The sequence below is a fragment of the Xenophilus sp. Marseille-Q4582 genome, from assembly GCF_916700565.1.
Lineage (GTDB): Bacteria > Pseudomonadota > Gammaproteobacteria > Burkholderiales > Burkholderiaceae_C > Xenophilus.
The window spans coordinates 60046-85379 of sequence record NZ_CAKAKO010000006.1 but is presented as its reverse complement, the minus strand read 5'-3'; the positions used below and the strand labels follow the sequence as shown (position 1 = coordinate 85379).

Sequence of the window (25334 nt, the reverse complement as noted above, 5' to 3'; positions counted from 1 at the left end):
CTAATTAATAGAGGCGTGTATGTCCGATTTCGATATTGATACCTACCTGAACCGACGAGCAGCATCAGACCAAAAGCTCCAGGCTCTTGCTGCTGCGTCGGCAGCCAAGAAAGCCGCTCTGGCTCCTATTTCCACCCCGGCTATTCCTGAATCGCCTCAGACTTCTCCTTGGTCGGAAAGCCTGGGCTTGCTGCCTGGTAGTTTTGTTGCGAATCGGGTCAATGACGCAGCCTCTTTGGTTTCCGGTGCTACCCGGCTGGTGGGCGATATTGCCGCATTGCCTTTCACCGCAGCCGGTGAAATGCAGACGACGGGTCTACAGCCCCAGGATTACGAGGCATACAACCGCCTGAAGACCAATCAGGGCACGGAAGAAGACGTCGCCCGCATGCAGGCGCCTGTCGGCAACTCGGGTACAGCTCTGGAAAAGCTGGAAGCCTCGATCGCAAATCGCCAGCGCGCACGCTCGGTCAACAAGTTCTTCGACACCTCCAGCATCGTCGATCAAACCAATCGCAATGCACTGCAGGAAGACCTGAAAGATGGCTTTCAGCCTGCATGGGATCAGGTCAAGGATGGCTGGGACGCCAGCAATTACGGTGACATTGCCAAGGGTGTGGCCACGCTCCTGATGAATGCCGGAGGTGCACTGGCCTCCAACGGTGCAGGTGTGCGTGAGTACGCGATCGAGAACGCGCCCCAGTTGTTCATTGGCTTGTTCGGCAAGGCCGGTCAGGCTGCGCTCGCAGCCAGCAACGTGGGCTATGCCGCCAATGTCTTCCAGGAAGGCATGGAGAAGTTCGCCAAAGAAAACAACGGCCAGTTCCCTTCGCTGGAACGTCAGCGCGAGATGGCTGTGCAGGCGGCCTCCCTGGCTCTGGCAGAACAGGCCGGTGACGTGGTGAGCCTGGGTGCTGGCCGTGTGGCTCGCACGTTGACCGGTGCAGCAGAGGATACGGCTCGCAAGGGCTTCATGGACTCCATGCGTGCAGTTACCGGCGCAACTGCCCGTGGTGCGGCTACCGAGGCTCCTACCGAAGGTTTCCAGACCTACATGGAAGGCGAGGTCAAGGCAGAGCCGGCGAGTGCGGAGGATGTCTTCGTGGGTGCTGCCATCGGTGCAGCTTCCGGGGGTCTCTTGTCCGGTGGTATCCAGGCCAGTGAGGTGCCTGGGGCTGTGCTGAGAAGCCTCAAGGAGTCAGGTAAGGAGTCAGGTAAGGAGTCAGGTAAGGAGGCAGGCAAGGAAACCAAGAACAATGAGCCCTCGGCCATCGAAGCCGCAATTTCCAAGCTCACCCCCGAGCAACGCAAGGCTCATGAAGCGGTTGTGGAGTCCGGTGATGTGTCGAGCTACACCGATGCCACTGGCCCCAACTACTCGCCTTCGTTGGCGATCTCCGCCCTGTTCGGTAACAGCCAGAAGGCTGATGCGACTCCGGAGCAGAAGCAAGCCAACTTCGAGAAGGCTCAGGAAATCAAGACGAATGCTGAAGAGCAGTACCGCGAACTGACTTCACGCATTCAGGATCGTCAAGATCTGGAATCTATGGGGGTAACCGCCGCAGAGCTTCAAGCGGATCTTGATGCTTTCAGGAGCAACCCTCCGGCGTCCATGACGGAAGAGGACGTAGCCCAAGAAGTTCGATCTCTCGAACGCGACATCGAGATTGTTTCGGCTACCCCGAATGAGGTCAGTGCCTGGAAGAAGCAACTGGACTTCCTTCGTACCGAGATGGACAGCACAGCCGCTGCCATCACGGCAATGGAGCAGAAGGCAGCGCCGGCGAATGTGGCAGAACTGCGCAAGACCGTCAAGGTGGATCTGTCCCAGGCCAAGGCTGTCGTGGACGTCAAAGATTCCGCGGCCGTCGCAAAGGCCAAGGCTTCGGCTGAACGGGCGATCACTCTGTCGATGGCTTCGCCTACCTCGCTGTCGGCGGAAGATGCACGGGCCATTGCAGACAACCAGAGCAACGGGCTGACCAAGGACCAGCGCAGCTACCTGCGCACGTTCTCCGAAGCACGGGTAGCACAGAACATGCTGCTGGACATGGATGGGGTGGAACGCCGGATCATCCAAGGCTTCGGCCGAGACATTGGCCTGCGCCAGTACGAGGCACAGATTGGTACTGCTCTTGGCACCAACAGGTACGCGGAAGCCTCCCGCCTGGTGGAACAGCTTGCCCGCTTCGAGCAAAGCCACAAGTCCAAGGCTGCAACCCTGCGGGAAGCTATGGAACAGGGGCCTGGTACGCAGATCGCCAAGAACCGTCGCACGAACCAGTGGGAGATCCTGCAAGAAGAGGTGAGCCCTGCCAAGCTGCGCAGGCTGGGCGGCCTGGCTGCGAACTCCCAGAAGCTGGTTGATGGGGTGTCTGCTGAAGCGAAGGCCATCACCGCCACGCTGAAGGCCATGCGCAGTGCGCTGCGCCTGAACACGCCCAAGGCAGTTACGTCTGCCGCCGCCGCAGCTACTTCTTCTACTACCCCTAACGCTACTGCTACGCCTGGAGCTACCAATGTCAAGAACTCGGCACCGTCACAAGGACGTCAAGGCGAAGGAGCCAACGCAGTTTCGGCGGCGGTGCAGGCTGCAACAAGCCCTGCAGAGGTTGCCTCTGCGCCTGCGGTCGTTGGAACTGCAACCGAAGTGGCGGCTGCTGCTGATTCTGCGGTCCCGGTACGGTCGGAACGGGCTGAGTCGGTCGAGGCCGGCCCTTCGCGCGTGAGTTCCACTGAATCCCAGTCCACTTCAGTAGATTCTCAGAAGAATCAACTGCCCTCCGGGCAGTCTGATGAAGTTCCAGTCACAGTTGAAGAGGGAACTACAGGAGATAACCAGTCTACTGACGAATCTACCACAACTGCGGATGATCAGACTGAGGCTCAAGCCCCTGACGAGCAGCCGGAGGCTGCATCTGAGACTGCGGAACAGGCTAAAACTCCCTCTCTGGAGAGTGGGAAGCTCAGCATCTTCAGCAAAATCTCTGAAGAAGGTACTCCGTACCTGCTGAAGAACCGCATTGCTGAGTATTTCACTCAGTCTTCAGGCTCTGGCACTCGACCTCTGGTGGAAATCAAGGATTTCCGTAGTGCATTGGCGCAGAAACTGACGTCCCTGGGACGTTTTCTGACCCTGGACCGTCCGACTGCAGCCCACCAGCGCGCAGTGAACGTGTTTTTCCGTCAGGCAGCCGCCTGGAGCGAGGTGATCAAGGACAACCTTCCCAAGATCGCCAAGGAAGACTTCCGCCATGAGGATCTGATCCAGGATTTCTTGGTGCAGAACGATGATGGCAGTGTCGATCTGGAAGAGAACGTCAAGACCGCCATCGCCTACGCTGCTTTCACATGGGCGGGCGAGAACGCCACGAAGCCGTGGAACCTGAAGGACAAGCAGATCAACAGCATCCTCGGTCGTGACAGCGACCGTCCGGTGTCGCAACGTGCCCGCGCAGTTCTCGGTCAGGTTGGTACGTACCACCACCATGTCATCGACTCCCTTGGTGGCAAGGTGATGGATGCGCTTGGTTTGAAGGCCAAGGACGAGGCATACCTAGATCTAGAAGCACGTCTTCGCATGACTCTGGGCTCGCATGCCCTCAAACTTCTGGAACGTGAAGGGCTGGCTCAACGCACGGAGGTTGCCGGCGACGAGATTTCAGCACTGCGTGAAGAAGGTCTTAGCGAGAAGGCTGTTGCACGCCTGCGTCAACGCAACAAGGGCTTTGACACCGCCAATGCCCGGCATCAGTTCATCGCCGTCGCACGTGACGACAAGGGCGCTCTGCGCCCGCCAGTCGTCGGAGTGCGAGAGGCGATGAAGGGAAGCAACTCCATCCTCGACAAGATCTTCAAGACCACCCCCGGTGTGGAGTTCCCTTCTCTGGAGCCGATCACCCAGGTACAGAAGACTACCTCGGGCACTAATCAGAAAGTTCCGAAGGAACTGCGTGAGACGCTGCTCAAGAACCAGGCACGTCCTCGGGTCGTGCGCAAAAACCTGATGCTCCTGCTGGAGCAGTTCGACGAGCGTGCCCAGCTGGAGATGATGGGTGTACGGCCTGTCAATGAGAGCGTCACCCACGTCACCGAGCGCGCTTCCATCGAAGCGAAAAACGAAGGGTTGGTGCGCGAGTGGGAGCTGTTCAAGGAGTTCACGTCGGACATCCTGGGCAACACCGAAGGAATGCTCGACACCCCATTCTTCCTGCGCTTCAACGTCTGGAAGCAGCAGCGTGTGGGCATTTCTTCGGCTATCAATCCGCAAGCCAGCAAGATCCATCGGCAGCTGATCAAGTCACCGGAGTGGGACACGCAGATCTCGTGGGATGACGGGGCCATGCGTGCAGCTTTCATCCTCCGCGTGGGTGAAGGTCTTGGTTTCAAGACGGAGCGCAAGGACAACTTCGAGAGCATTTCGGAGATCCTCCAGGCTCTCGAAACGCCTGTGTATGCATCTGCTGTGCAGGCATTGCGCAGCGCACAGGCAGGCAATGTCCTGAACGCTCAGGAGCAGGCCGCCATCGCAGAAGCCGTGCGCAAGGGCGGGGAGAACCTGCATAGCCTGAGCGCTCTGCAGGAGTTCGCCAAGTACGCAACCCTGCGTGACCGTATGGAAAGCGAGGGCAGCACCGGCCAGGATTTCTTCACGACCGATCTCATGGGTGAAGTTGATGGGGTGGCGAACGGAACCATGCTCAACACCCTGACTTTGGGCGCTGCAGTTGACGGCGACGCACTGGCACAGCGATTGGAGCAGGGTGGTTTCTATACCGAAGGCTCCTCGGCTTCGCAATACAACCAGTGGCGTGGAACGCCTGGCAACTTCGACGTGTACGAAACCACGGGCAAGAAGGTTCACGAAGCCCTGGCAAGCAGTACCACTGAGCGAACCAAGCCACTCATGGCTGCGGTCTGGGGAATCGTCGGAAACCTCTACCAGGACAACCAGGTCACGAAGGTAGGTCGCAACCTGATGAAGGATGCGATGAACCCGCTGGCCTTTGGTTCAGCCGTGTCCACGATCCGAAGCAACATGGCTGAGGGGGCTGTACGTTCCCAGGAAGACCTGGGCCAGGGTGTCCAGGCTTAGATCGAGCTTCTGCTGCACGGAGGGGTTGTGGATCAGCTGGTGGTGGTTCACCCCCAGGATCACCCGCATGTGCTCGAAACCTTTGACCTTGCAGGGCAGGTTGTAGCCGAAGTGGGGATCGGCCTTGCTCTGTCCTGCCAGCACCTTGAAGTACGAAGCATCTGCTACGTACAGGAACTTCACGCCCAAGGCGTTCAGTTCCGGCAGTAGTTGCGACAGGTAGTCCTTGATCAGGGCTGCTGGAGCTTTGTTGGCTTCGTTGTAGGTGAGGTTGAAGGCAATGACCTCGCCGGCTGGGACACCTCGTTCGGCCAAAGGCTTGAAGTAGTGTTGACCCACATCCGCTTTGTTGAACGAAGTGTGCTTGATGAGGACAGCCACGGAATAGCTATCCGAGGTTTCAAAGAGGATGTGTCGCATGCCTAAATCAGGAGGTTGTGGACCAAACGTCGTTTCAGCAATGCAATCGGCTTTTGATTGTTTTGCTGGATCTTTTCCACCCGTGCCTGGGATAACTTGCTATTCCTGCAGGGACAGGAATCCACAATCTTCTGCAAGATCGGATGACAGGCTTCAGGCAACAACTTGAAGTAATCCCCAAAGTCATTGGAAGCATTGAGCACCTGGTTGATGTAGGTGATCACGGGGGACATTTCCTCAGTGTTCAGAGCCGAAAGCTCCGAGAGGTAGTCCTCCATTTCTTGCCTGAACTGCGGAGCGAGCTTATTGCGGGTACGGGACAACGTGTCTTCGCTCGAATACAGGTTGCCCTTGTAGACGAACGAGCGATGCCCGTAACCGCAAGCGATCGTGTTCTTCAGGATCAGGGAATCAAGTCGAGCCCTGAATTCACGCTGCACGGGGGAGTACAGGAAATTGTAGAGTTCTTCCTTGATGGTTTGTTTTGTCCGAGGGTCGTGGTTCAAATGGTCCATTTTTAGACTGGGTTGGCATTAGGCCAAATCACCAGTCAAAAAGACTTGATGTCTGGCACGAGTCACAGCTACATAAAGCAATCGGGCGATAGTATTACCGTTATTGCAACGGGCCACGTCCGATAGGTCGATGAAGACTTTATCGAAGGTGCTTCCCTGCGATTTATTGATCGTGCATGCATAAACCGGCCGCAGGTCAGCCCAATCAGTTTCCATTTTCAGAGCGTCGCTATAACGCTCTTGCTCTCGGGCCAATTTAATTGCTTGCTTCTTGGCTTCCAGGCTGTAGGGTACGAAAACCTTGCCCTTGTCCAATTCGATGTACCGGCCCAGAACACCGAATTGATGAATATCGGGGTAGACGGCCTTGACGTGAACGAGTTCGTCGGTTTTCAGAGAGCCTCGGGAGGCTTTGACAAAGGAATTCACGGTGCAGTAATCCCCTTCGGAGATATTGGCATCTCCCATTGCGATTTCGCGCACTGCGTTATTGAACTCGGTGACGCGCTTATTCGTCCACGCAAGGAGCTTTGCATCCTTATATCCCCAATCAGGACGACTGAATTCCTTGCGGACCTCTGCAGAAAAATCGTCCCAATTGAGGTGCTTGACGAAATTGCCATCCACGGGGAATTGGCGGGACCAGTCCCCATCCACAACAACATCACGGAAAGCCATGCCCAATTCGGTAATCGGGTGCAACGTAGAACTACCATCGGCTGCACGTTGGCGAACCACTTCGGTCAATTCCGCGCCTTTATAGCGACCATCGAATACTGGTGCATCTTTTGCATTGACCTGAACAATTTGCTCAGGGTCTCCCACGAAGATAACTTTGCAGTCCTTCATGCAGCTCAGAATGAGCTTGAGAAATTTCCAGTCGATAAAACTGGCTTCATCAATTACGACTACGTAATCCCGCGCCTCCGACATGGGGCTGGGAACCATCTCGATTTCGCCGGTCTTGAAATCCTTTTGGGGACGCAAGTAAAGGAACGAATGAATCGTGAGCACCTCATTCCCAGTAAGCAAATGAAGTGCTTCCGCTGCCTTGTTCGTTGTCGCAGTTAATTGGAGATCCTTTTCCTTGAAATTCGGATCCACCAATTTGTATGCAGCAACGAATTTGGGGTATCGCTTAACGAACTCCTTCATGAGCGTTGATTTGCCACATCCAGAATTGCCGCGCAACACAAAAATGCTTTCCTGACTGTCGATCACGAAGCTGAGCATTTGATTAAGGGCCTTGTTCTGGCCCTCGGTCAATTTCAGTTCCGAAGTTTTTGCGGGGATACTTTGCTCGATGGATTCTTCGTGGTCGATGGCGTCCAGCATTTTCTATTCCAATTGATAGTGAATCACCTTTCCAAACGGAGCGGTGAAATTCTTGTTGTTGTGAATCAGCCAGATAACGTCGGATCTGGGCCTGATATTGCGCGGCATATTGAAATAGCCGTCAGTAAAGATGAGCAGCAGTTGCGGCTTTTCTTGAATCGCCCAATCAAGCACCGGCGTGATGTTAGTGCCACCCCTGCCTGTGAAACTGCATTTGCGCAATTCAGTGAGGTTCTTGATCGGAGTGACTTCCCGGATCACCGTGTCGAAAGGCACCATTGTGATTTTTCCGGGCTTGAGTACCCGCATGGCCGAATTGACTTCGGAAACCATGTGAGTGAATTCAGCGTCGGAAACAGATCCTGAACAATCAACAGCGACTGAAAAATCAACCATTGCTTCGTTCAGAAGGCCAGGCAGAAAGAGTTTGGGCAAATAGCGGCGTCTAGGCTTGCGCAGCGTGTAATCGCTCTTGGCGTACTTTTGAAGGTATTTGCGCAGGATCATTTGCCAAGGCAATTTCGGGTCAACCAGGTTATTGAGCATGACCTGGATGTCTCCTGGAATTGTTCCCGGCTTATCTCCCATCATTGCGGACTGCATTGCTGCCCGCATGACGATTTGCGTCACCTTTTCTTCAACCTCTTTTGCGGCTCCCAGATCTGCAGACTCTTCCAAGTCGTTCATCACGTCACTGAAGTCTTCGTCCTTGGGGAACGAGTTGTAGACTTGTTCTGCCGACATTCCCCGATATTTCTCATCGAGAAGACCGTCTTTAGGCATTTTGAAGCCACGGTCCACGAGCATCAAATTGATGACGTAATCGCAAGCCGCATTCCATGCATAAGGGTCTCTGCCATTACGGCGACCCATGTGCAAATAGGCAACGTGAAGCGTTTCATGCAGTACGAGGAAAAGCCGTTCATCGGCATTGAGCTGCATGAAGAATTCCGGGTTGTACCGAACCTTCGCTCCGTTAGTTGCTGCTGTGGGAATGCCGGTGTCGAATTCATGCGCCAGGCTAAAACAGACTGTCGCAAAGAATACCGAATCGGGCTTTTGCATCAAAGCAATCTTTGCTTTGGAGAGTGCGTGTTCGTGCGCTTCCATAATTCCTATGTAATTCAAGAAACCGAAGAAGCGCAGAATGCGCAACTGGGTTTAATCCAATTTCACTGGATTTGTTGAGATTGCGTTGTTGCGCTTTTCAAGCGCTGAATACGCTCTTCGTAGAACTCAGCCATCTTTTGGGAAAGAGCAGCTGTTTCGGTGTAATCAATGAGCTGGTGTTCGGCTTCCGCCAGCAGGCGTTTGACCTTTTCCTCCGCGCTCATCTGACGGAAGGGATTGGCGCTGTTGATCAGCGCTTTGAGAACTTTCATGGTGTTTGTCTGTGGTTGGTTTTCTGCTGCGCATGGGCGCACCAAAAGAGTGCCCGGAGGGCACTTCATATGAGGAGGTATCATCTGGGCTCACTGCCCGAGAGTTGGGGAGCGATCCGGGTAGCGGCGTCGTAAGATGTTGATTTGCATAGGGGATTTCCGATTGCAAATCCGGTTAGACCAGTTCGACTCTGGTTCGCGCCTCCACTTTCTTCGGACAGCCCCGTTCAACGGCGATCCCGGTGAACGGGGCTGTTCCGTTTTTTGGGTTATCGTCGTCCATCCCCCGGACGCCCGGATGGTGAAACTGGTAGACACTGCGGACTTAAAATCCGCCGCTTTCCTGCGAAGGGGCATGCGGGTTCGATCCCCGCTCCGGGCACCAGAGATGAATGCAGGCCAGTGCAACGCTGGCATTGATCTGCACAAAATCAAGGGGTTAAGGCACTGGCAGGGGTGATACAGTGCGCCCGCTGCAAGCCTTTGCACAACGGACGCCCCCAATTTCCCCCCAGAACTCCCCCCAATCGTGGCAACCCCCAAGCAGACAGCCGCCGGCACGTGGCGCGTGCAGATCGAAGTGCGTGGCGAGCGCGACGCGGGCACCTTCAACACTAAGCGCGAGGCGACCGAGTGGGCGGCCCGCCGCAAGGCTGAACTGCTGGCTGTCCGCTCTGGCCGGGCAGGCGAGGTCCGCACTGTCGCAGATGCCCTGGACAGGTACGGCGAAGAAGTCTCCCCCCGTAAGCGCGGCGAGACGAAAGAGCTTCTGCGCTTCGAGGCGTTCAAGAAGCACCCGGACTTTCCCGCCAAGGTACTGCTGTCGGACCTGACCAGCGAGCATCTGGCCGCCTGGCGCGATGCTCGCCTCAAGATCCGGTCGAACGGCGCGGTGATCCGCGACATGGTGCTTCTGGCCGATGTGCTGGAGGTGGCGCGGCGCGAGTGGCGCTGGCTGGCAACGAACCCGATTCGGGATGTGCGCAAGCCCGCAGCTGCACCTCATCGGGAGCGCATCATCCAACCGCACGAGACGCGGCGCCTACTCCGCGCACTGGACTGGTCCATGAAGCGGCCCGTCCGCAGTGTGCGCCAAGCGGTAGGCCACTGCTTCGTGGCGGCATTGCAGACGGGCATGCGAGCGGGTGAACTGTGCGGACTGGAGTGGGCCGATGTGCGCGTCGACCACGTGCTGCTGCACGCCAACCGGACGAAGACGGGGAGGGCGCGCCAGGTGCCGCTGACGCCCGAGGCTGCGCGAGTGATCGAGCGCATGAAGGGCTTCGATGAGGTGTTGGTGTTCGGCATCCCCGCGCGCAGCCTGGATGCCATGTTCCGCAAGTACCGCGAGCGGGCCGGCCTGGAGGGGTTCACCTTCCACGATGCCCGGCACACCGCGGCTACTCGGCTGGCGCGCAAGGTGGACGTGCTGGACCTGTGCAAGATCTTCGGCTGGGCGGCCACCACGCGCGCGCTCACCTACTACAACCCGACCGGCAGCCAGATCGCAAAGCGCCTCAGCGGCGGCGCTGCTCCCAGTCCACGATCTCGCTGAGCAGCCACTTCCCGTCAGTTCCGGGCCGTGGGATCGACTTGTCCGTGGCCAAGCGGTGTCGGAGCGTGTTCCGGTGGATTCCCATGCGCTCGGCCAGCTGAGCGCGATCCAAGCGCGTTCCCAGGGCCTTGGCCATCAGGTGCACGGCGCTGGTCATCTTGTCCAGGCGCTCCATCAACTCGGTTTCGCTCATCGCCCACCCCCTCCCGCGCCGGGCGCCACGTTTTCGAAAATCACCAGCACCTCGTCCGGCGCATCCATCCGAGTGGCAATGCCACGGTTCTCGAGGTAGTCGATGGCCTCCTCCAGCGCTGGCGCGGATGCGATCTCATCAGCATCCAAGCTGATCGTGACGTGATCGACGCGCATGCCGTGGCCCTCTACCAATTCGCGGCTTGCTTCGTCCGCAATGCGCCATGCCGCTTGTAGCGTGGCGTTCTCGGCCTGCTCGCGGTCACTGTCGCGCTTCGCGGCGTGCCATGCGTGCTGCCAGTGGTCCCACGCCACATCGGTCTGAATGTCGATGTCAGAATCGAGCGGAGAGAGACCAAACCATCTCGAGAATGCAGTGATGCATTCAATGGTGGCTGGCGGGTGTTTTGTGAGTATCACTGCCATGTGAAATCCTGTAGTCCTTGAAAACCGCGCCCGCGCTCTCGTCGCCGACGCGGCATGACTTGACCCACACCAACTTCCCGCCCGGATGCCTGCGCCAGTGCCCGCGCCGGTCGTGTGCGCGCGGACTTGCGTGCGTTCCGCCCTGCGGGGTTGATGGCCTGCTGGGCTGCACGACGACAGTGCGCCATGTGTAGTGAATCGGGCGCTTGCCCTTGCGCATGCGCTCGCGGTTGATGGGGTGCTCTGTTATCACGGGCTGATAACCACTGAGGCCCGATGTGTCCAGGCGTGTGAGCCATTCATCCACCATCACCACGGCGGCACGGGCCTGGGTTTCGTCACTCGCTCGATGCAGCGCGAGTGATCCATCTTCCAACCGCATGATGGCGAACGCATCCATGTAGACGATGCCGGCGCGCGCCCTTGTCAGTCCCGCGATGGCCAGGCTGTTGTGGCCTTCTGTGGTTGTCAGCACGAATAGATCTCCGTCCGCATCCCGCCCACAGATGGCGCAACGGTCGAACGGTGGATGCATCAACCGCTCTGCGTCGACGGGGCGATCAGCAGAGTATTCGGGCACCTGGCCAACGTCGAACCACATCACGCGCGTGGGGTCGCTGGTGAGCCTGCTGGCCGCGCGAATGTCAGGTGTCATTCCTGGCGCTCCAGGCTGGCCGCGCACACCGGGCAGACGTAGGTGACGGTGCGTTTTGGCTGATGTGGCGGATGCAGGTACAGCGGTTGCGCGTCGATGTGCTCGGTTTCGCGCCATCCGCCCACGCTGCTCAATTGCCATCCGGCGTCCGGCAAATCCTTCCAGCGCCAGCGCCATGCGACGGGGGTGGTGGCGTCCGTCATGGCATCTTCTCCCCGATGTTTGCGCGCAGTGCGGCGTCGATTGCGGCGTCGCAAAACTCGGCCACTTGTTCCGGCTCCGGCCAACCTTGGATGGCCGCAGGAAGATTGATTGCATGCATAGCGCATGTCCCGTCGCCGTTGCCGGTCAGGCACAGCTTGCGGCGGATGTGTCGCCACCGCGCCGCGTCTTCCGCATTGCGCTCGTGGTCCGGGTGGATTTCCAACGTGTCGGCGTCAGGATCGACGACCTTGTTGCGCGGGTCCAGCACCACGGTCATGCCGAACGTGACTCGAAACATGCTGCCCTGGTCGGCTGCATCGAGGATCGCCGCCAATGCACGCCGGCACTGATCGGCGTCGTCTCGGTCGAAAAATTCGACTCCCTCGTCGTCCTGGCCAGGCATGTACCCACGCTCCAGATCCTCGATGATGCGTGACACATCGAGCGCCGCCTTCAGATCGTTCTCGTCTGCGCGTGCCATCTTCATTCCGCACCCCCTTCGCCCTGACGGGCAGCGTCGATTGCGGCGTCAAGGCTGTCCGGATCGGTGTCCCAGCCGTCGTCTTTGCTGACGAGGTACACGCTTTCGACCTGCGGCCCGCTGCCGGTGTATGTCTCGCTCACATATCCCCAGTTGTCCCGCAGCCAGCGATACCGCTCCGCATCGGCCAGCAACTGCGCCTCATCGCCTGGCGCGGCAAACGCGGCCTTGCTCTTCGGAGCGCGCAGGAATGCTGCAAGCACGGCGGTTTTCAGATCGCGACGCAAGATGCGGATGCACTCCGGATCGTCTTCGTCTGCTGGCTCCGTCTCGCATGCCTCCTGCACGACCAGCCACGCGAAGTCCTCGCGATCACACGGTGCGCCCTGCGCACTCGGCGGCGCGCTATCCGCCTGTGTGGGGGCGGGCTGACCACGCAAATGCTTGCGCCACACCGTGGCAGCGGCATAAAGGTCAGATTGCGCCGTGCTGCCGGCAGCTTGCGCATCAGCCATCAGATCGAGGCGATCAGCAAGTGACCTCGGCTCATCTGCCTCATTGCCAACAGGTGCTGGTCCCCACTCCGTGGTCTGCACACGAAGTTTGTCCAGGGCTGCGATGGCGATCTGGCCGGCTCGATAGCCTTCGCTCCATCGGTCGAAGGTCATGGCGGCAATAGACTCCAGCGCCTGCACTGCTGCATCGCTGATCCCCGACCCCGCAGCGGGGCGCAGTGCGAGGAACGCACCATCCAGAAACGCGCCGGTGAACTTGGCGGCCATGTTCTGGCACTCAACCTCGCGGCCGGTGTAGAGCTGCTGCGTGCCATCGCCTGCCACCACTGCATGCGACCAGAACATGCTGCTGTGCGCGGGGACGACCTTGTAGCGCGCCACTGCCACTGCCTCAAGCGCTGCCTCGATCTCGCCCACCGTCGCAGGGGCGGGGCGGGAGGCGAGGATGTCCTGGACGAAGGCGCGCACCTGTTCGAATGCCTGGACGCCACGCCCGTTGGACGTGATGCCGTGCTTGTCGCGCAGAGCGGCGATCTGCTCATCACTGATCCCCGACCCCGCAGCGGGGCGTTCGCGCATCATGCGCAGCTCGCTGTTCTTCGCGTCAAGGCGCTGCGTCAGCGTGTGAACCTGCAGTCGCAGGGCCGCCAGCTTTGCCTCGTGCTCGACTTCGAGCTGATCACTCGCAGCGGGGCGGCCCAGGTCGTAGTAGGCGCGCATCTGGTCGGCGGTGTAAAGGGGAAGGTCTTCGGGCGATGCTTGAGAGCCCCAGTAGTCGGCAAGGGGCAGCTCAGGGTAGGCTTTGTCGGTCATGGCTTTTCCTTCTGCTCCCATGTAGCAAGTCCTCGCCAATGGGTCGGGGTGTAGTAGACGTACATGCTGCCGTCGGGGAAGTACCAGAGGCGGCCTTGGCGCTTGAGGCGCTGTTCGTTTCGGACGCTACCGCCCTCGTCAATCTTGGTCATGACGACCTCGTTCTCAGATGGCAGATGGTCCTGCGTGTTGAGCCATCCATCAGCCATTGCCCACCTCCCGCTCTGCGGCAGCCTCTGCGGCTGGCGAGGGAGGGAGAGGCTGCCAAGCGATGGGCTCGGCCTTGACGTATGGCCACACCCAGCAGCCATTGCCGGCGTACGCCTTCTTCTCCCAAAAGCCGTCTGCATGCCGAGCATTGCGACCGAGCAGCAGGACACTTCTGCCATCCTTCGGCGCCGTGCTGATGTCCTGCCAGCAGGCAGATGCAGAGGCCAGGGCGTGGAGGCGCTTCAACTTGATCAACGCATCGGCAAGCGCACGGTGTCGTCCGAGCAACTCGCCAGCGCGAGTGTGGCCGGTCAGTTCATCCTCCCCGAACTTCCCGACTTTCACCTTGTGCTCCCATCCCAGGCATTCAGGGCGGCGCATTTTCTCGATGTAGTCGCAGTACGCGCGATCCGATGACGCCTCAAGGTCAGCGATCACGTCGGCCAGCTCATCAGCAAGGCGCAGCGCTTCATGTTCGGGGGCGGGCGGCATGGTCTCAGCCCTCGTCCATCCCAAGGACTGCGGCGAAGGCTTGGGCCGGCGTCTGGCGCGTGTCCTTGCGCGGCTCGTCCTGCTGCTCCAGCGGCTCTTGCGTCTGCTCGGGAGCCGTCAGGATGATGTGCACGTCGTGCTTGACCAGGCCGCACAGCTTGGCCATGGCGCGCTCGTCGGGGTGGCTCTTCTGCACCTTGAAGGTCAGTTCAACCGTGCCGCCCTCCTTGGCCTTGATGCTGAAATCGGTGGCCGTGCAGTCGCTCAGCTCGATGTTCGACTCGCCGCCGAGCCCATAGTCCACGGTCAGCGTCATGCCGGCCTGGTCGACCATCCAGGCGAGCGGGGCCAGCTTCGGGAAGCGCAGGGCGGTGAGGTCCGACACCGGGGCTACGCCGTCGAGCGAGCCTTGCGGCGACTCGCTGGCTTCGCTCTTCGCGTACAGGAACGCGCGCAGCATGGGGTGGAACTCGCTCAGCACCTCGTTGGCGGCGTCGACCGTGAACTTGAAGTCAGCAGCCGGCACGGGCTCCTTGCCGTGCAGTTCGGCGCGCACGTTGACAGAGGACAGCTTGGCCTTGGTAGCGGTGGTCAGTTCGAACATTCAGGGCTCCAGGTGGGAAGGAAAGAAGAGGCGCCGCCGAAGCGGGCCAGCCCAAGGTGCATAGGAGGAGACGGACGGGCTGGCGCTGCGCCGAAAGGGGGTCAGAAGGGCAGCTCGGCCGCGAGCTTGCGCAGGTCGTTCATCTGGTCTTCAGGCAGGTGCGTCGCTTGGGCCAGGACGGCTTCGGCTTCTGGCACAGTCGTCGCCTTTGTCACCATGTCGGCGAGTTGGGCGTAGCTGAGTTGGTCCCCTGCGGGGGCGGGCAGCTCACCAGCCGGCGCCCCGTACTCGCCCGTTTCCATGTCGATCACGTTGTGGTCTTGACGGATGCCCGCCTCGCCCTGCTCGTCGATGGTCACGGCGCGCTGCATCTCGATGCTGACGGGCAGGTACTTGAACAGGCGGCGGATGGCGGTCTTCTTGGCCATCTCTTCGAAGTGGGTCACCCAAGGGCCGTTGTCCTTGGCCTTGCTGGCGGCACGCACCTTCTCAATCTCGGCCCGGCTCATCACTTCGAACTGCACACCGCCGTCCTTGAGCTTGGCCACGGCGTACACGTGCGTAAGGTTGCCGCGCTCGCCGTCAGCGGGGATGTGCTCGATAGACTCATCCAGGCCGAAGCGGTAGTTGAAGCGGTCGTTCGTGAACACGGCGCGCGCGCTCAGGCTCACGATCTGGCCGCTGCGGCGGGCCAGGTCGATCATTCCGCGGTAGCCGATGATCAGCTGGCAATCGATGCCCACGGTCTGCCACGAGCCATTGACCTTGGCGCGCTTGTCGAAGGGCAGCAGGTAGGCATGGCCCAGGCCGTTGCCTGGCTCCAGTCCCAACTGGCTGCAGGTCATGACTGCGCCCAGCAGGGAGTCCCGGCCGCACTCGGCCAGCTTGGGCACGCGGCGGATCTCGGTCAGGACGATGCGCGCCATGCGATCAGGGTTCAGGTGCTTGGGTAGCGCCATGGCCATCTGCGGCTTCATGGCGACGATCAGGTCGCCGACTTTGTCTTCGCGGGTCTTGGGGGCGGCCACTTGGCCGGTGGTTGCTGCGCGCAGTGCGGTGTTGCTCATGGTGCTTTCCTCTGGTGGTGGTCGGGTCACTTCAAGCGCAGGACGCGGCTCTCGGTGGTCTTCATGAACAGGGCGGCCAAGTCGGGATGGGCGGCCTTGAATGCGGACTGGTCAAAGCGCGTGGCGCTCTGCGTCTTCCAGGAGGCGATCTCCTGGCCATCCATCAGCAGGCGGGCCGCCGGCCCCATCGCGGCGCGCAGCGTGTCCTGGTGCTCTTCGATGCGCGCTTCCAGTTCCTTCAACTGCGGGCGCAGGGCCTTGATCTCGTTGTAGGCGATCAGGGCGGACTCTGTGGCTTCCACGGCCGTGCCAATGTCCTTGGGAAACATGCGGGCCAGGTCGTCGGGGTTGACGGCCGGAGGCGGCGTCAGGGTCTCGACGTAGTCGCGCCAGAAGGACACCTCGCGCTGGCGCAGCGCGGCGATCACTTGGTCGTCACGCTCGACGCGGTAGACGCGAAAGTCGTCGCCGCCGATCAGCACGCCGAAGACGCACACCGGGGCGCCGGTGATCATCAGGCCGTGCTGCGCCTGGGCCGTGTAGTGCACAGGGATGGCGTCGGTGTCCATCTCGCCCCACTCGGAGGCCTTGAACGGGCTCACGGTCTTGATCTCGACGTTCTCGCCTGTGGCGGCCTCTGCGTCGATCTCGGCCGCCAGGAAAGGAAACTCGGGGTCGATGTAGCGCTGATTGCGGCGAGTGATCTGCAGGCCTGTTTCCTCGCTCAGCAGGTCGACCACATAGGGCTCCATGCGGTGGCCGCGCTTGAAGATGCGCTGCTTCTGCGGCGTGATCACTTCGACTTCGTCGAAGGGTTGGGTCTTCTGCTGCCACAGCTGGAAGGGCGTCTTCCACGGGCTGATGCCCAGCACAGAGGCGGCGTCGGAGCCGCCCAGGAAGTGGCGACGGTCTGCTGCAACTGCGGCGTCGCGCACGGGTTGTTCGGCAACTGCGTTCATTTCGGCATCTCCGGAAAGGCCCAGGTCACGATCCCTGCGGCGATGAGGGAAAGGGCGGTTATCAGCAGCACCACGAACGCCGGCCAGCTCACCAGCGGCGCGTGCGTGTCCCGCGTGCGCCGCACGTTCTCTGCGTGCCGCGCGTTGTGGTCCTGCTGGCTGCCGATCTCAAGCTCGGCAAGGGCGGTTGGGGAGAGGTCCGTGAGGTCGCTCATGGCTGTGCTTCCTGTTGAGCGCCGCGTAGGGCACGTGCAAGCCTGATGTCAGCGATTCGGCGGGCCTTCCGGAACAAGAAGTGCCGTTCGATCAACCCGATGGTCTTGGGCGTGCCGTCATAGCCCTGGAAGAAAAAGCCGCCGTTGGCCATACAGAACTCATGGCCGGTGTTCTTGTGAAGAATCGTGTATCGGGTCACTTCCCACTGGTCCACGTCATCAAGCAGCTTCCACAAGGCCTTGCCTGTCTTGCTCATGCTCAACTCCAAATGAAAGGCGCCGCGCAGAGCAGCAGAAAGATGCACGCGGCCACGAACCGGCGCTCGGTGCGACGCTGCGCTGCGATCTCGGCCGCGTCGCCGCTGGTGTCAGTGGTGAGGCACACGCTGCCGCTGCGCAGGTAGGGGTGGTGCTGGTCGAGGCTGCGCGGATGGCGCAGGACCGTGTTGGACACGTCGGCGGGGAAGGGGACGCGGATCACGATTGCGCCTCCCCGGTGGCCTGAGAGGCAGCTCGTTGCTCTCGTGCAGATTCGACCTGCCTGCAGTCACGGATGCACTCCATGACCATCTGATTCATGCCGACGCTGAAATCAGCGCCGTACTGCTGCTTCAGCTTCAGCAACAGGAAGCCAGCGCCGACCACGATGCCTTCCAGGCGCTCGATGCGTTGAGTAGGTGATTTCTTCTTCGCCATGATCAGCAAGCCTCCGAGGGGATGCGGTTGTCGGTGCGGGCGCGCAGCGTTTCCAGGTAGTGGTGTCGCTCGGCCGCTTCCTCGATCCGCTTCTTGATGGGGAAGACCAGCTCGGTCACGTCGAAGGGGCCCAGGTAGGCGCGCTCGAGGTACATGCCGCCCCCGTCGTCCACCTCCATGAAGCACAGCAGGTCCGCCGGCGCCTCCGCGTCGTAGCGGTACTCGTACAGGCCGCGGCGCTCGGGCTCGTCCTTGCGCCACTGCGAAGCCGCGAAGTGGAGCGCGTCGGCCACGTACTCGCGGTACGACAGGTCCGTGCTGAACGCGTCGTCCGTCGCGCCCACTGCGAGGCACATCTTCTGGTCGATCAGAGCGCGGCGCTTGTTCTGCAGCGGCGCCTGGGCACTGCGCAGCGCCGCAAGCTGCACGCCCATCGCGTCGAAGGCGGGGATCGGGAGGGCGCTCATGCCCGGCTCCCGAAGTACAGCGACACCGGGCTGCCGAACCACTCAGCGAACTTGCGCGCTTCGTCGTCCGTCAGGCCTTGAATCACGAGGTCCGGGAGGTCGGCGCCGCGGTCCAGGCGCACGCTGTTGCTGTGCAACTCGATGGACTGCGCCACCTCGCGGACGTCGCCGCCTCCGATCTTGGTCATCTGTTCATCCATCACGTCTCTCCTGTGTTGATGGATGAATATTAGTCCGACTGTTTTGTGGTGTCAACAGTCGGACTGATAATTTGTGCGGTGGCTTGGCAACAGGTCGACGCAGCCCGCGCGCCGCGGGCATTGAAAAAGCCGCCTTGGGGGCGGCTTCAAGCGGGGTTGCGGCGAGCCCAGCGCCGCCATCGGCGCCATGGGTGCTCGGAGAGGTCGAAGGCGATGGTGAAGGCTACTGCCGCGGCGCCCCACACCCGGAAGCGCCACAGGCCCGGCGAAACGCTACCGGGGTCCGATGTTGCGGCGTAGATGGCCGCCGAGATGAACGCAAGCCAGGAAGGCCACGTGAAGAACAGAACGAACAGAACTCGAGATCGCCTGCGCCGAGCCAAGCGAATCACCATCTTCGTGATCCTGGGCGCCTGGAGCGTGGACTTTTGCTTCCGCTTGAACAGCGATCTGAGCTTGTTCCTGAGCCTGCTGATCATCGGATTGACGGGAGTGGCACTGAGCCTATGGGTGTGGCTGCGGGTAGGCCCCCACCATTGAGCGACATCGGGAGGGCAGCGGCGCAGAATGGCGGCTTTCTATGGAGAACCGAATGATCAGACTGCTACTGCCCTTGCTCGCGGCTCTCAAGTACCGTGGCTCAGATCACTACCCGTTCAGCGGGCAAGAGTTCGCGCGCGCATATCTCGACTGCAAAGACGAATTACGCGCGGATGCGCTCAGGCGCCAGGCGGGCGGCCGGGGAAGCGCTGCTGCCTAGCCCGGTTTTTGATCTCTTGGGAAGCAATCTCCAGCACGTCGTAGGTGCTCAGAAAAATTGTCTTTAGCTCGGTGGTGGCATTCGTATCGTTGATGAATTTCTGAGGCTCGGATGCCACCTTTGCGGCCATGATCGTGGCTGCAGCTTGAAAAACTACTGGGTCCATCTCTCTTCTCCTAAATGACGCGGGCGTCGGGTTATTGGCAGACCATGCTGCGGCCCTGCGCGGAGCAGAAGGCGCCGTCCTGGCGAAAAAACGTCCCGTTCTGGTTCATGTTGTAGCGGGTGCCCATGATGTCCCAGCACCCACGTGCGTCGCAGCGGCTGACCGTCGCAGATTGCGGCGCGCGAGCCGGCGGTGGCGGCGGCTGGTACTGTGGTGCAGGGGCTGGGACAAACGTCTGCGGCCCATACCCACAAGCAGCGGCCATTTCATCGTAGGCCCTCTGCACCATGGCCACATCGGGGCGCATATTGTTCCGAGATACCTCGAAATTGCGTGTGGCCAATCGGCAGTCCGCTTGGGCAATTCCGCTGGCAGCGATCAGAGCCGCGCCGATAAGAAAATTCCGCATCCTCGCTCCTATAGTTTTACGCCGTTCCAAGCCCACAGCACGCGGCCCCGACATTCGACCGGAGTATTCCCGTCGAGCACATCAATAGTCTTGACTTTCGGGTTATCGCTGCTGATCTCAAATTCGCCATTGATCCGCTGCCGCACGCGCTTGATGTAAATCCGGTCATTGGCCTCAAGAACGTAGACGCCATCAATTCGCGGATCCTTGACGCCGATGTCCACCAGAAGGATGTCGCCGTCTTCGAACGTCCCCTTCATGGAGTCGCCGTAGCCGTGAATGAAGCGGAGGTTCTGCAGTGAAGTCGGCTTGAGCGTTCTCAGAGCCCATTCAGGCGACACAGGCAGGCTGCCCGTCATCACCTCCTCGTGCAGCTGATCGTCGCCCTGGCCCATGCTTCCGCTGTTGGCCAACAGGGGAACACTCATCTTCTCGAAACCAGGGAGGTAGTCGGTAGCGACCGCCGGCGGGCCGCCGGCTCCAGGCAAGCGCACGTTCCTGGCAGCACCGCCAAGCACGGTCCTTGCCGTGATCTGCGCAATCTCCTCCGCGGCAGCTTCGCTGAAGTCCCCAACCTCCACCCCAAGCAGCTGCGCGAACTTCGAGGCCGCCTCCGGGTTGAGTGGAATCTTGCCGTTCAGGTACTGGTTGAGCGCGCTCTGCCCGAATCCCATCTGCTCGGCGGCCCACTCCTGCGAAGACTCCGCACCCTGGATACGGCGAGCAGCCTGCCAGTGGCGGAAAAGGCTCTTCAGCTCGGCCGCATCGGCAAGTTGTCGTTCGGTCAGTGGCTTCGCTGGCATGCCATGAGCCTATTAGCGCGCCTCATACGGCACAAACAGTCGGACTGTTGACGGAACGAATCAGTCGGACTAATAATTAGGCATGAACCCAATTCGAGCGATCCGCGACCGCCTGCGCGTCACACAGGCAGTTCTGGCTGACGGCATGAAGTGCTCGCAGAGCAATGTGTCGTTCTACGAGAAGGGGCAGACGGTCCCCCCGGACGCGGCCAAGGCCCTGATCGCATTCGCCAACGAGCGCGGCCTGGCCATCGGCTTCGACCACATCTACGGCAGCGCGGAGCTGCCGGAGCCCACCGCCCCCGCCGAGGTGGCGAATGGCTGAGGCGGCAGGCCCGAGCAGCGCCGAGCGCCTGCAGTGCCCATCGTGCGGGCATGCGTGGGTGAGGGTGAAGACAGGGCTGCGGGTGATCGCAGAGAGGCCCTGCGCGCCAGCGCTGCTGGCGGACGAGATCAACCGGGCGTGGGTCCTTGCTGGTGGTCGCCTTGACCCGTCATCCGGTCTTCCAGCAGCTCCAGCATCACGCTGGATCGCAGGGCTGACTCGTGGCCTGACAGTTCTAGGCTGCGCCGCGCTGATTGCACAGCTTGCAGCGCGTCGGAGTCGGTCATGACTCCCAGCTTCACCAGCTTGTCCATGAGCGCCACGTTCAGCTCGAACGCTGCTTGCGCCACGGCAAGCGCCGTCCTGATCGATTCCGACTCGTTCATTTCGTCCGCCCCTCGCGGGGTCCAGGTTGGGGAATCTGGACTCTACCCCGCGAGGGTGCGGACGCCCCTGCAACGCCATCTCCAGGCCGCGCAGGGCCGCGTCGTACACGTGTTCCATGCGAAAAATTTTTGTCGCATGGAGCCTCTCAACACCACTCAACTGAATTGAGGCCCCTTGTGAATCAAGCCGGCATGCCCACCGAAGTCACCCCTGCAGAGGTGGCCCGCGAGAAGACCCTTGGAGCCGCCATCGCCCTGTGCGCGCGCGCCGCCGGCTACGAGCCCAAGGAAATGACCGACGCGCTCAAGATGGACAAGGCCCAGTGGTCGCGCTGGGAGTCCGGCCAGGAGGGCGTCATTTGGCCCAAGCTGACCGCCGTCATGGACCACTGCGGCAACGACGCGCCGCTGCTGTGGATGCTGCAGGCCCGCGGCTACGACCTGACCAGCCTGCGCAAGCGCGAGACGCTGCTCGAGCAGAAGCTGCGCCAGGCCGAGGAACGCATCAAGGAGCTGGAGCACGCCCGCCAGATCGAGCGCGCCCTGTTCCGCGACCTGCGGGTGTCTGCATGACCAGCGCGCAGAGGGAACGCCTCATCGCCGCCTGCGGCCGGCACATGCTGGCCTGCTACGCCGCGGGCGACCGCGAGATGGCCAAGTGCTGGCTGGCGGCGCAGAACGCGGCGATCAGGGAGCGCGACCAGGGCTGCTTTTTCATGCTGGAAGGCGACAAGGCGCGCGCGGCCGCGCGTGGAGGTGAGGCATGAAGCGCCAAACCGTATCGAAGAAGACCCGCTTCGAAGTGTTCAAGCGTGATGCCTTCACGTGCCAGTACTGCGGCGCTCACCCGCCAGGCGTCCTGCTGCACGTGGACCACATCCACCCCGTCGCAGAGGGAGGTACGAACGAGATCGACAACCTGGTGACGGCCTGCGAGCCCTGCAACGCCGGCAAGGGCGCGCGGCTGCTGAACGTCGCGCCTGAAACGCTTGCTCAAAAGGCTGCCCAGGTGGCCGAGCGTGAAGCACAGCTCCAGGGCTACGCCGAGATCCTCGAGGCGAAGCGTCAGCGGCTGGATGCAGACGCTTGGCGCGTGCTCGAGGTCCGCTACGGCAAGGACGTGAAGACCGCCCCGCGCACCGAGATCACCAGCATCAAGCGCTTCATCGAGAAGCTGGGTGTGCACGAAGTGCTCGAGGCGATGGACATAGCCATGGGGTCGCGCGTGAGCGAGTGGAAGGTGTTCCGCTACTTCTGCGGCGTCTGCTGGAACAAGGTCCGTGAGCAAGAAGGGGGAGCCGACTGATGGCCCGCGCACGCAACATCAAGCCCGGCTTCTTCAAGAACGAAGACCTCGCCGAGTGCACACCCTGGGCCCGCCTGTGCTTCGCTGGCCTGTGGTGCCTCGCCGATCGTGAAGGCCGCCTCGAGGACCGACCGAAGCGGATCAAGGGCGAGCTGTTCCCGGCTGACACCGTGGATGTGGAGCCTCTACTCCAAGAACTGCAGCGCTGGAAATTCATCCTGCGCTACGAAGTGGACGGCCTTCATGCCATCCAGATTCTGAAGTTCAAAGAGCACCAAACTCCCCACTACTCCGAGAAGCCAAGCGTCATCAAGGCGCCATCACTCCAGGAATTTTCGCCCATCAAGAAGCCATCAGACCCGGATGACTCCGGGAATGACGATGGCATGAAGAGGGGGTCACAACCCCCTGATTCTCTGAATCCTGATTCTCTGAATCCTGATTCCGGAAAGAAGACAGCGCGCAAGCGCGCACCTCCCGCGCCGGTCATGGACTGCCCAGACGACGTGGAGCCGCAGACCTGGGCCGACTGGCAGCAACTGCGCAAGGCCAAGCGGGCGCCGGTCACGGACACAGTTCTGGCCGAAGCCCGGCGAGAGGCAGGCAAAGCCCGGCTGACGCTCGAGCGATTCCTGCGGATCTGGTGCGTTCGAGGCTCGCAGGGTCTGCAGGCGGACTGGCTCAAGCCCAACGAGCTGGGGCAGGGCGCAGCACCTGCCGAACCCGACTGGCGCCGCGAGCAGCGCGAGCGCATGCAGCAGGCCGCGCCCTACGCAGCCGCGCGCCGGCCGCAGCAATCCGCATTCCCTGACACCGAGGTGACCGATGCACTACCGCACGCCCCCGCTCGCTGACGAGGTGATCGACCGCCTTTTCTCGGCGCTCGTGCTCAAGTACGGCGCGCCGTTCCTCGACCGCTGGCGCGACCTGGATCTGGCCGTGGTGAAGGGCGACTGGGCCCGTGAGCTGGCCGGCTTCGCCAACAACCTGGAGGCGATCCGCTGGGGCCTGGACCACCTGCCCGAGAAGCCGCCGACGGTCATGGACTTCAAACGCTGCTGCCAGGGCGCGCGCGACACGTCGCCCTACGCGATCGAGCACAACCCTAACCTGCGCGGCCCCACGCAAGCCGAAGCCGCGGCGCTCGCCAGCCTGGGAAAGCCCCCGGCCAACAAAGACCCGCTGCGCTGGGCCCGCGAAGTACTCGCCCGCCACGAAAGCGGCACGCGCAAGGCCACTCAGACCGCCCTGCGCATGGCGCGCGAAGCACTCGCCGCTGGATCAACCCTGACGGAGAACCCATGACCCGCACCCACGCCGCCCGCCAGTTGCTGGCACTCGGCCCCCTCACCATGCCCGACTTCGTCGTCATCACCGGCTGGCCCCGCAAGGCCGCGCGCAAGACGCTCGCCCATCTGGTGGAGGCTGGGCATGCGGTCTACATCGGCACCCGGCAGCGCGGCATCTACGCGCACCATTCCGCGCGCGCGAGCTTCGGGGGTGCGGCATGAAGGGCTACTCCCTGTCGGCGAACCCGACCCAAGCCACGCTCGAGCGTGAGACGCTGGAACTGATGCGCCTGACCGCACGCACGGAGGAGGTGGGCGACTGCCTGATCTGGACCGGCGCGCTCAGCAGCCCGGGCGACAACGGCGCCGGCCGCGGCGGATATCCCATCATCCGCCTGACCCATGGCCACGCCTGCAAGACCGTGCGGCGCGTCATCGTGGAGCTGTTCGGCGACAAGGACGGCCGGCGCGACCTGGCCGCGCGGCAGCCGGTGGAGACGACGTGCGGCGACCGTCTGTGCATCGCCCAGGCCCATCTGGTCATCAGCTCCCCGAAGAAGGTGGGCAAGCGCGCGGCGAAGGCTGGCAAGTTCTCGAGCATCGCCCGCCGCGCGAAGATTTCCGCGGCCCGCCGTGGCCACATGAAGCTGACCGCCGACCAAGCCGCCGAGATCCGCGTCAGCAACGAGCCGGGCCCGGTGCTGGCCGAGCGCTACGGCGTGAACCGCAGCCTGATCAACGGCATCAAGCGCGGGGATGTGTGGCGGGACTACAGCAGCCCGTTCGCTGGCCTGGGGGCGCGCGCATGATCACGCTGACGCTGCCGTACCCCATCAGCGCGAACAGGTACTGGGCCTCGCGCGTGGTCACCGTCAAGGGCCGCCAGATGCCGCTGACCTACGTCACGCCCGAGGCGAAGACGTTCAAGGAGGAAGTCGGCCTCAAGGCCCGCGCCGCCGGTTGCCGCCAGCCCCTGGCCGGCCGCATCGCCGTGCACCTGCAGCTCTACCCGCACCGCCCGCAGGACTGGCAGACCCGCCAGCGCAAGCACGGCGCCGCGTGGGACGACACCGTCCAGTGCATCGACCTCACGAACGCCGAGAAAGTCCTGATGGACGCCCTCAACGGCATCGCGTTCGGCGACGACAAGCAGGTGCGCCGCTACTCCGCCGAGCGCATGGAACCCGACGACAAGGGCGCGCGCTGCGTGCTGACCATCGAACCGATTGCCGCGGCTGCGGTGCAGGAGACGTTGTGCTGACCACCGACCAAGAGATTCAGGCACTGCGGGAAGAGATCGCGAAGCTCCGTGAACGTGTGGCGTGCCTCGAAGGTCGCAACACCTACATCCCGCCCCAATTCGTTGGCGCGCCGAGGGTTGGAACTCCAGGG

General features: G+C 61.5%; 37 protein-coding genes and 2 tRNA genes. 14 read left to right on the top strand and 25 right to left on the bottom strand.

The annotated features are described in order from the left end of the window. Positions 1-19: 19 nt before the first annotated feature. On the top strand, positions 20-5095 hold the full coding sequence (locus tag LG388_RS20370; protein WP_225784508.1) for a hypothetical protein: 5076 nt from the start codon (positions 20-22) through the stop codon (positions 5093-5095). Here the strand turns inward: LG388_RS20370 and LG388_RS20365 are convergent. The 5 genes from LG388_RS20365 to LG388_RS20345 are packed head-to-tail and all read right to left on the bottom strand — an operon-like array spanning position 5012 to position 8747. Then, positions 5012-5515: a hypothetical protein gene (locus LG388_RS20365; RefSeq protein ID WP_225784507.1), complete on the bottom strand. Its 504-nt coding sequence runs from the start codon at positions 5513-5515 to the stop codon at positions 5012-5014. The genes LG388_RS20370 and LG388_RS20365 overlap by 84 nt on opposite strands. Positions 5516-5517: 2 nt before the next feature. After that, a complete protein-coding gene (locus LG388_RS20360) occupies positions 5518-6030 on the bottom strand; it encodes a hypothetical protein (protein WP_225784506.1) in 513 nt (170 codons plus the stop codon). 18 nt (positions 6031-6048) lie between these two features. Further along, positions 6049-7365, bottom strand: a complete 1317-nt coding sequence (locus LG388_RS20355; protein WP_225784505.1) for an ATP-dependent RecD-like DNA helicase — start codon at positions 7363-7365, stop codon at positions 6049-6051. Positions 7366-7368: 3 nt separating this feature from the next. Next, the gene (locus LG388_RS20350) at positions 7369-8520 is read right to left on the bottom strand and encodes a VWA-like domain-containing protein (RefSeq protein WP_225784504.1); all 1152 of its coding nucleotides are present in this window, start codon (positions 8518-8520) and stop codon (positions 7369-7371) included. A gap of 17 nt (positions 8521-8537) precedes the next feature. Continuing rightward, positions 8538-8747 (bottom strand): hypothetical protein, encoded by a 210-nt coding sequence (locus LG388_RS20345; RefSeq protein ID WP_225784503.1) that lies wholly within the window; start codon positions 8745-8747, stop codon positions 8538-8540. 108 nt (positions 8748-8855) lie between these two features. Between LG388_RS20345 and LG388_RS20340 the strand changes: the two genes are divergently transcribed. The 3 genes from LG388_RS20340 to LG388_RS20330 all read left to right on the top strand — a co-directional run bounded on the left by LG388_RS20340 (position 8856) and on the right by LG388_RS20330 (position 10302). Then, positions 8856-8954, top strand: a tRNA-Cys gene (locus LG388_RS20340). A gap of 85 nt (positions 8955-9039) precedes the next feature. Then, positions 9040-9132: transfer RNA gene (locus LG388_RS20335), tRNA-Leu, on the top strand. Positions 9133-9276: 144 nt separating this feature from the next. Further along, positions 9277-10302: a site-specific integrase gene (locus tag LG388_RS20330; protein ID WP_225784502.1), complete on the top strand. Its 1026-nt coding sequence runs from the start codon at positions 9277-9279 to the stop codon at positions 10300-10302. On the opposite strand, the gene LG388_RS20325 is transcribed toward LG388_RS20330, so the two are convergent. From LG388_RS20325 to LG388_RS20245, 17 genes are all read right to left on the bottom strand, one after another. Further along, positions 10265-10495, bottom strand: coding sequence for a helix-turn-helix domain-containing protein (locus LG388_RS20325; protein ID WP_225784501.1), 231 nt, complete (start codon positions 10493-10495; stop codon positions 10265-10267). The two genes, LG388_RS20330 and LG388_RS20325, sit on opposite strands and share 38 nt — an antisense overlap. After that, positions 10492-10920: a hypothetical protein gene (locus LG388_RS20320; protein ID WP_225784500.1), complete on the bottom strand. Its 429-nt coding sequence runs from the start codon at positions 10918-10920 to the stop codon at positions 10492-10494. The genes LG388_RS20325 and LG388_RS20320 overlap by 4 nt, the downstream gene beginning before the upstream one ends. Further along, positions 10880-11575: a hypothetical protein gene (locus tag LG388_RS20315; protein WP_225784499.1), complete on the bottom strand. Its 696-nt coding sequence runs from the start codon at positions 11573-11575 to the stop codon at positions 10880-10882. Before LG388_RS20315 ends, LG388_RS20320 begins: the two co-directional genes overlap by 41 nt. After that, on the bottom strand, positions 11572-11778 hold the full coding sequence (locus LG388_RS20310) for a hypothetical protein (protein WP_225783386.1): 207 nt from the start codon (positions 11776-11778) through the stop codon (positions 11572-11574). The genes LG388_RS20315 and LG388_RS20310 overlap by 4 nt, the downstream gene beginning before the upstream one ends. Beyond that, positions 11775-12266, bottom strand: a complete 492-nt coding sequence (locus LG388_RS20305) for a hypothetical protein (protein WP_225784498.1) — start codon at positions 12264-12266, stop codon at positions 11775-11777. Before LG388_RS20305 ends, LG388_RS20310 begins: the two co-directional genes overlap by 4 nt. Further along, positions 12263-13588, bottom strand: a complete 1326-nt coding sequence (locus LG388_RS20300) for a hypothetical protein (RefSeq protein ID WP_225784497.1) — start codon at positions 13586-13588, stop codon at positions 12263-12265. The genes LG388_RS20305 and LG388_RS20300 overlap by 4 nt, the downstream gene beginning before the upstream one ends. Then, entirely contained in the window at positions 13585-13740 is a 156-nt protein-coding gene (locus LG388_RS20295; RefSeq protein WP_225784496.1) for a hypothetical protein, read from the bottom strand. Before LG388_RS20295 ends, LG388_RS20300 begins: the two co-directional genes overlap by 4 nt. Positions 13741-13789: 49 nt before the next feature. Further along, the gene (locus LG388_RS20290; protein WP_225784495.1) at positions 13790-14290 is read right to left on the bottom strand and encodes a hypothetical protein; all 501 of its coding nucleotides are present in this window, start codon (positions 14288-14290) and stop codon (positions 13790-13792) included. A gap of 4 nt (positions 14291-14294) precedes the next feature. Further along, positions 14295-14894 (bottom strand): hypothetical protein, encoded by a 600-nt coding sequence (locus tag LG388_RS20285; RefSeq protein WP_225784494.1) that lies wholly within the window; start codon positions 14892-14894, stop codon positions 14295-14297. Between the two features lie 101 nt (positions 14895-14995). Further along, positions 14996-15961, bottom strand: a complete 966-nt coding sequence (gene recT, locus LG388_RS20280; protein ID WP_225784493.1) for a recombination protein RecT — start codon at positions 15959-15961, stop codon at positions 14996-14998. A 26-nt stretch (positions 15962-15987) separates the two neighbouring features. Next, positions 15988-16920, bottom strand: a complete 933-nt coding sequence (locus LG388_RS20275) for a YqaJ viral recombinase family protein (protein WP_225784492.1) — start codon at positions 16918-16920, stop codon at positions 15988-15990. Further along, positions 16917-17135, bottom strand: a complete 219-nt coding sequence (locus LG388_RS20270; RefSeq protein WP_225784491.1) for a hypothetical protein — start codon at positions 17133-17135, stop codon at positions 16917-16919. The genes LG388_RS20275 and LG388_RS20270 overlap by 4 nt, the downstream gene beginning before the upstream one ends. Further along, positions 17132-17392 (bottom strand): hypothetical protein, encoded by a 261-nt coding sequence (locus LG388_RS20265; protein WP_225784490.1) that lies wholly within the window; start codon positions 17390-17392, stop codon positions 17132-17134. The genes LG388_RS20270 and LG388_RS20265 overlap by 4 nt, the downstream gene beginning before the upstream one ends. Positions 17393-17394: 2 nt before the next feature. Next, positions 17395-17616 carry a hypothetical protein gene (locus LG388_RS20260; protein WP_225784489.1) on the bottom strand — a complete coding sequence of 74 codons (222 nt, stop codon included), beginning with the start codon at positions 17614-17616 and terminating at the stop codon, positions 17395-17397. Beyond that, complete coding sequence (locus tag LG388_RS20255; RefSeq protein ID WP_225784488.1) at positions 17613-17831, bottom strand: hypothetical protein; 219 nt, start codon at positions 17829-17831, stop codon at positions 17613-17615. The genes LG388_RS20260 and LG388_RS20255 overlap by 4 nt, the downstream gene beginning before the upstream one ends. 2 nt (positions 17832-17833) lie before the next feature. Beyond that, positions 17834-18298, bottom strand: coding sequence for a hypothetical protein (locus LG388_RS20250; RefSeq protein ID WP_225784487.1), 465 nt, complete (start codon positions 18296-18298; stop codon positions 17834-17836). Then, a complete protein-coding gene (locus LG388_RS20245; RefSeq protein WP_225784486.1) occupies positions 18295-18498 on the bottom strand; it encodes a hypothetical protein in 204 nt (67 codons plus the stop codon). Before LG388_RS20245 ends, LG388_RS20250 begins: the two co-directional genes overlap by 4 nt. Before the next feature lie 300 nt (positions 18499-18798). Here LG388_RS20245 and LG388_RS20240 point away from each other — a divergent pair, with 300 nt between their 5' ends. After that, a complete protein-coding gene (locus LG388_RS20240) occupies positions 18799-19038 on the top strand; it encodes a hypothetical protein (protein ID WP_225784485.1) in 240 nt (79 codons plus the stop codon). Positions 19039-19217: 179 nt separating this feature from the next. On the opposite strand, the gene LG388_RS20235 is transcribed toward LG388_RS20240, so the two are convergent. Beyond that, the gene (locus LG388_RS20235; protein ID WP_225784484.1) at positions 19218-19424 is read right to left on the bottom strand and encodes a hypothetical protein; all 207 of its coding nucleotides are present in this window, start codon (positions 19422-19424) and stop codon (positions 19218-19220) included. Between the two features lie 417 nt (positions 19425-19841). Further along, positions 19842-20636: a S24 family peptidase gene (locus LG388_RS20230; protein ID WP_225784483.1), complete on the bottom strand. Its 795-nt coding sequence runs from the start codon at positions 20634-20636 to the stop codon at positions 19842-19844. Positions 20637-20718: 82 nt separating this feature from the next. On the opposite strand from LG388_RS20230, the gene LG388_RS20225 reads away from it, so the two are divergent. After that, positions 20719-20961 carry a DNA-binding transcriptional regulator gene (locus LG388_RS20225; RefSeq protein ID WP_225784482.1) on the top strand — a complete coding sequence of 81 codons (243 nt, stop codon included), beginning with the start codon at positions 20719-20721 and terminating at the stop codon, positions 20959-20961. A 128-nt stretch (positions 20962-21089) separates the two neighbouring features. Here LG388_RS20225 and LG388_RS20220 read toward each other — a convergent pair whose 3' ends face one another. Then, entirely contained in the window at positions 21090-21347 is a 258-nt protein-coding gene (locus tag LG388_RS20220) for a hypothetical protein (protein ID WP_225784481.1), read from the bottom strand. A gap of 192 nt (positions 21348-21539) precedes the next feature. On the opposite strand from LG388_RS20220, the gene LG388_RS20215 reads away from it, so the two are divergent. Genes LG388_RS20215 through LG388_RS20180 form a run of 8 tightly spaced genes read left to right on the top strand, consistent with a single transcriptional unit; the run spans position 21540 to position 25203 of the window. Beyond that, entirely contained in the window at positions 21540-21920 is a 381-nt protein-coding gene (locus LG388_RS20215; RefSeq protein ID WP_225784480.1) for a hypothetical protein, read from the top strand. Next, a complete protein-coding gene (locus LG388_RS20210) occupies positions 21917-22114 on the top strand; it encodes a hypothetical protein (protein ID WP_225784479.1) in 198 nt (65 codons plus the stop codon). The genes LG388_RS20215 and LG388_RS20210 overlap by 4 nt, the downstream gene beginning before the upstream one ends. After that, a complete protein-coding gene (locus LG388_RS20205; RefSeq protein WP_225784478.1) occupies positions 22111-22653 on the top strand; it encodes an HNH endonuclease in 543 nt (180 codons plus the stop codon). The genes LG388_RS20210 and LG388_RS20205 overlap by 4 nt, the downstream gene beginning before the upstream one ends. Next, on the top strand, positions 22653-23507 hold the full coding sequence (locus LG388_RS20200; RefSeq protein WP_225784477.1) for a hypothetical protein: 855 nt from the start codon (positions 22653-22655) through the stop codon (positions 23505-23507). Before LG388_RS20205 ends, LG388_RS20200 begins: the two co-directional genes overlap by 1 nt. Next, positions 23479-23958, top strand: coding sequence for a hypothetical protein (locus tag LG388_RS20195; protein WP_225784476.1), 480 nt, complete (start codon positions 23479-23481; stop codon positions 23956-23958). Before LG388_RS20200 ends, LG388_RS20195 begins: the two co-directional genes overlap by 29 nt. Further along, positions 23955-24164 carry a hypothetical protein gene (locus LG388_RS20190; RefSeq protein ID WP_225784475.1) on the top strand — a complete coding sequence of 70 codons (210 nt, stop codon included), beginning with the start codon at positions 23955-23957 and terminating at the stop codon, positions 24162-24164. The genes LG388_RS20195 and LG388_RS20190 overlap by 4 nt, the downstream gene beginning before the upstream one ends. Next, entirely contained in the window at positions 24161-24751 is a 591-nt protein-coding gene (locus tag LG388_RS20185) for a hypothetical protein (protein WP_225784474.1), read from the top strand. The genes LG388_RS20190 and LG388_RS20185 overlap by 4 nt, the downstream gene beginning before the upstream one ends. Continuing rightward, the gene (locus LG388_RS20180) at positions 24748-25203 is read left to right on the top strand and encodes a RusA family crossover junction endodeoxyribonuclease (RefSeq protein ID WP_225784473.1); all 456 of its coding nucleotides are present in this window, start codon (positions 24748-24750) and stop codon (positions 25201-25203) included. The genes LG388_RS20185 and LG388_RS20180 overlap by 4 nt, the downstream gene beginning before the upstream one ends. The last annotated feature ends 131 nt before the right edge of the window (positions 25204-25334 follow it).

Coding starts and splice junctions, on each gene's coding strand:
- LG388_RS20370 (WP_225784508.1), top strand. CDS start 20: ATGTCCGATTTCGATATTGATACCTACCTGAACCGACGAGCAGCATCA.
- LG388_RS20365 (WP_225784507.1), bottom strand. CDS start 5,515: ATGCGACACATCCTCTTTGAAACCTCGGATAGCTATTCCGTGGCTGTC.
- LG388_RS20360 (WP_225784506.1), bottom strand. CDS start 6,030: ATGGACCATTTGAACCACGACCCTCGGACAAAACAAACCATCAAGGAA.
- LG388_RS20355 (WP_225784505.1), bottom strand. CDS start 7,365: ATGCTGGACGCCATCGACCACGAAGAATCCATCGAGCAAAGTATCCCC.
- LG388_RS20345 (WP_225784503.1), bottom strand. CDS start 8,747: ATGAAAGTTCTCAAAGCGCTGATCAACAGCGCCAATCCCTTCCGTCAG.
- LG388_RS20325 (WP_225784501.1), bottom strand. CDS start 10,495: ATGAGCGAAACCGAGTTGATGGAGCGCCTGGACAAGATGACCAGCGCC.
- LG388_RS20320 (WP_225784500.1), bottom strand. CDS start 10,920: ATGGCAGTGATACTCACAAAACACCCGCCAGCCACCATTGAATGCATC.
- LG388_RS20315 (WP_225784499.1), bottom strand. CDS start 11,575: ATGACACCTGACATTCGCGCGGCCAGCAGGCTCACCAGCGACCCCACG.
- LG388_RS20310 (WP_225783386.1), bottom strand. CDS start 11,778: ATGACGGACGCCACCACCCCCGTCGCATGGCGCTGGCGCTGGAAGGAT.
- LG388_RS20305 (WP_225784498.1), bottom strand. CDS start 12,266: ATGAAGATGGCACGCGCAGACGAGAACGATCTGAAGGCGGCGCTCGAT.
- LG388_RS20300 (WP_225784497.1), bottom strand. CDS start 13,588: ATGACCGACAAAGCCTACCCTGAGCTGCCCCTTGCCGACTACTGGGGC.
- LG388_RS20295 (WP_225784496.1), bottom strand. CDS start 13,740: ATGACCAAGATTGACGAGGGCGGTAGCGTCCGAAACGAACAGCGCCTC.
- LG388_RS20290 (WP_225784495.1), bottom strand. CDS start 14,290: ATGCCGCCCGCCCCCGAACATGAAGCGCTGCGCCTTGCTGATGAGCTG.
- LG388_RS20285 (WP_225784494.1), bottom strand. CDS start 14,894: ATGTTCGAACTGACCACCGCTACCAAGGCCAAGCTGTCCTCTGTCAAC.
- recT (WP_225784493.1), bottom strand. CDS start 15,961: ATGAGCAACACCGCACTGCGCGCAGCAACCACCGGCCAAGTGGCCGCC.
- LG388_RS20275 (WP_225784492.1), bottom strand. CDS start 16,920: ATGAACGCAGTTGCCGAACAACCCGTGCGCGACGCCGCAGTTGCAGCA.
- LG388_RS20270 (WP_225784491.1), bottom strand. CDS start 17,135: ATGAGCGACCTCACGGACCTCTCCCCAACCGCCCTTGCCGAGCTTGAG.
- LG388_RS20265 (WP_225784490.1), bottom strand. CDS start 17,392: ATGAGCAAGACAGGCAAGGCCTTGTGGAAGCTGCTTGATGACGTGGAC.
- LG388_RS20255 (WP_225784488.1), bottom strand. CDS start 17,831: ATGGCGAAGAAGAAATCACCTACTCAACGCATCGAGCGCCTGGAAGGC.
- LG388_RS20250 (WP_225784487.1), bottom strand. CDS start 18,298: ATGAGCGCCCTCCCGATCCCCGCCTTCGACGCGATGGGCGTGCAGCTT.
- LG388_RS20245 (WP_225784486.1), bottom strand. CDS start 18,498: ATGGATGAACAGATGACCAAGATCGGAGGCGGCGACGTCCGCGAGGTG.
- LG388_RS20240 (WP_225784485.1), top strand. CDS start 18,799: ATGGCCGCCGAGATGAACGCAAGCCAGGAAGGCCACGTGAAGAACAGA.
- LG388_RS20235 (WP_225784484.1), bottom strand. CDS start 19,424: ATGGACCCAGTAGTTTTTCAAGCTGCAGCCACGATCATGGCCGCAAAG.
- LG388_RS20230 (WP_225784483.1), bottom strand. CDS start 20,636: ATGCCAGCGAAGCCACTGACCGAACGACAACTTGCCGATGCGGCCGAG.
- LG388_RS20225 (WP_225784482.1), top strand. CDS start 20,719: ATGAACCCAATTCGAGCGATCCGCGACCGCCTGCGCGTCACACAGGCA.
- LG388_RS20220 (WP_225784481.1), bottom strand. CDS start 21,347: ATGAACGAGTCGGAATCGATCAGGACGGCGCTTGCCGTGGCGCAAGCA.
- LG388_RS20215 (WP_225784480.1), top strand. CDS start 21,540: ATGCCCACCGAAGTCACCCCTGCAGAGGTGGCCCGCGAGAAGACCCTT.
- LG388_RS20210 (WP_225784479.1), top strand. CDS start 21,917: ATGACCAGCGCGCAGAGGGAACGCCTCATCGCCGCCTGCGGCCGGCAC.
- LG388_RS20205 (WP_225784478.1), top strand. CDS start 22,111: ATGAAGCGCCAAACCGTATCGAAGAAGACCCGCTTCGAAGTGTTCAAG.
- LG388_RS20200 (WP_225784477.1), top strand. CDS start 22,653: ATGGCCCGCGCACGCAACATCAAGCCCGGCTTCTTCAAGAACGAAGAC.
- LG388_RS20195 (WP_225784476.1), top strand. CDS start 23,479: ATGCACTACCGCACGCCCCCGCTCGCTGACGAGGTGATCGACCGCCTT.
- LG388_RS20190 (WP_225784475.1), top strand. CDS start 23,955: ATGACCCGCACCCACGCCGCCCGCCAGTTGCTGGCACTCGGCCCCCTC.
- LG388_RS20185 (WP_225784474.1), top strand. CDS start 24,161: ATGAAGGGCTACTCCCTGTCGGCGAACCCGACCCAAGCCACGCTCGAG.
- LG388_RS20180 (WP_225784473.1), top strand. CDS start 24,748: ATGATCACGCTGACGCTGCCGTACCCCATCAGCGCGAACAGGTACTGG.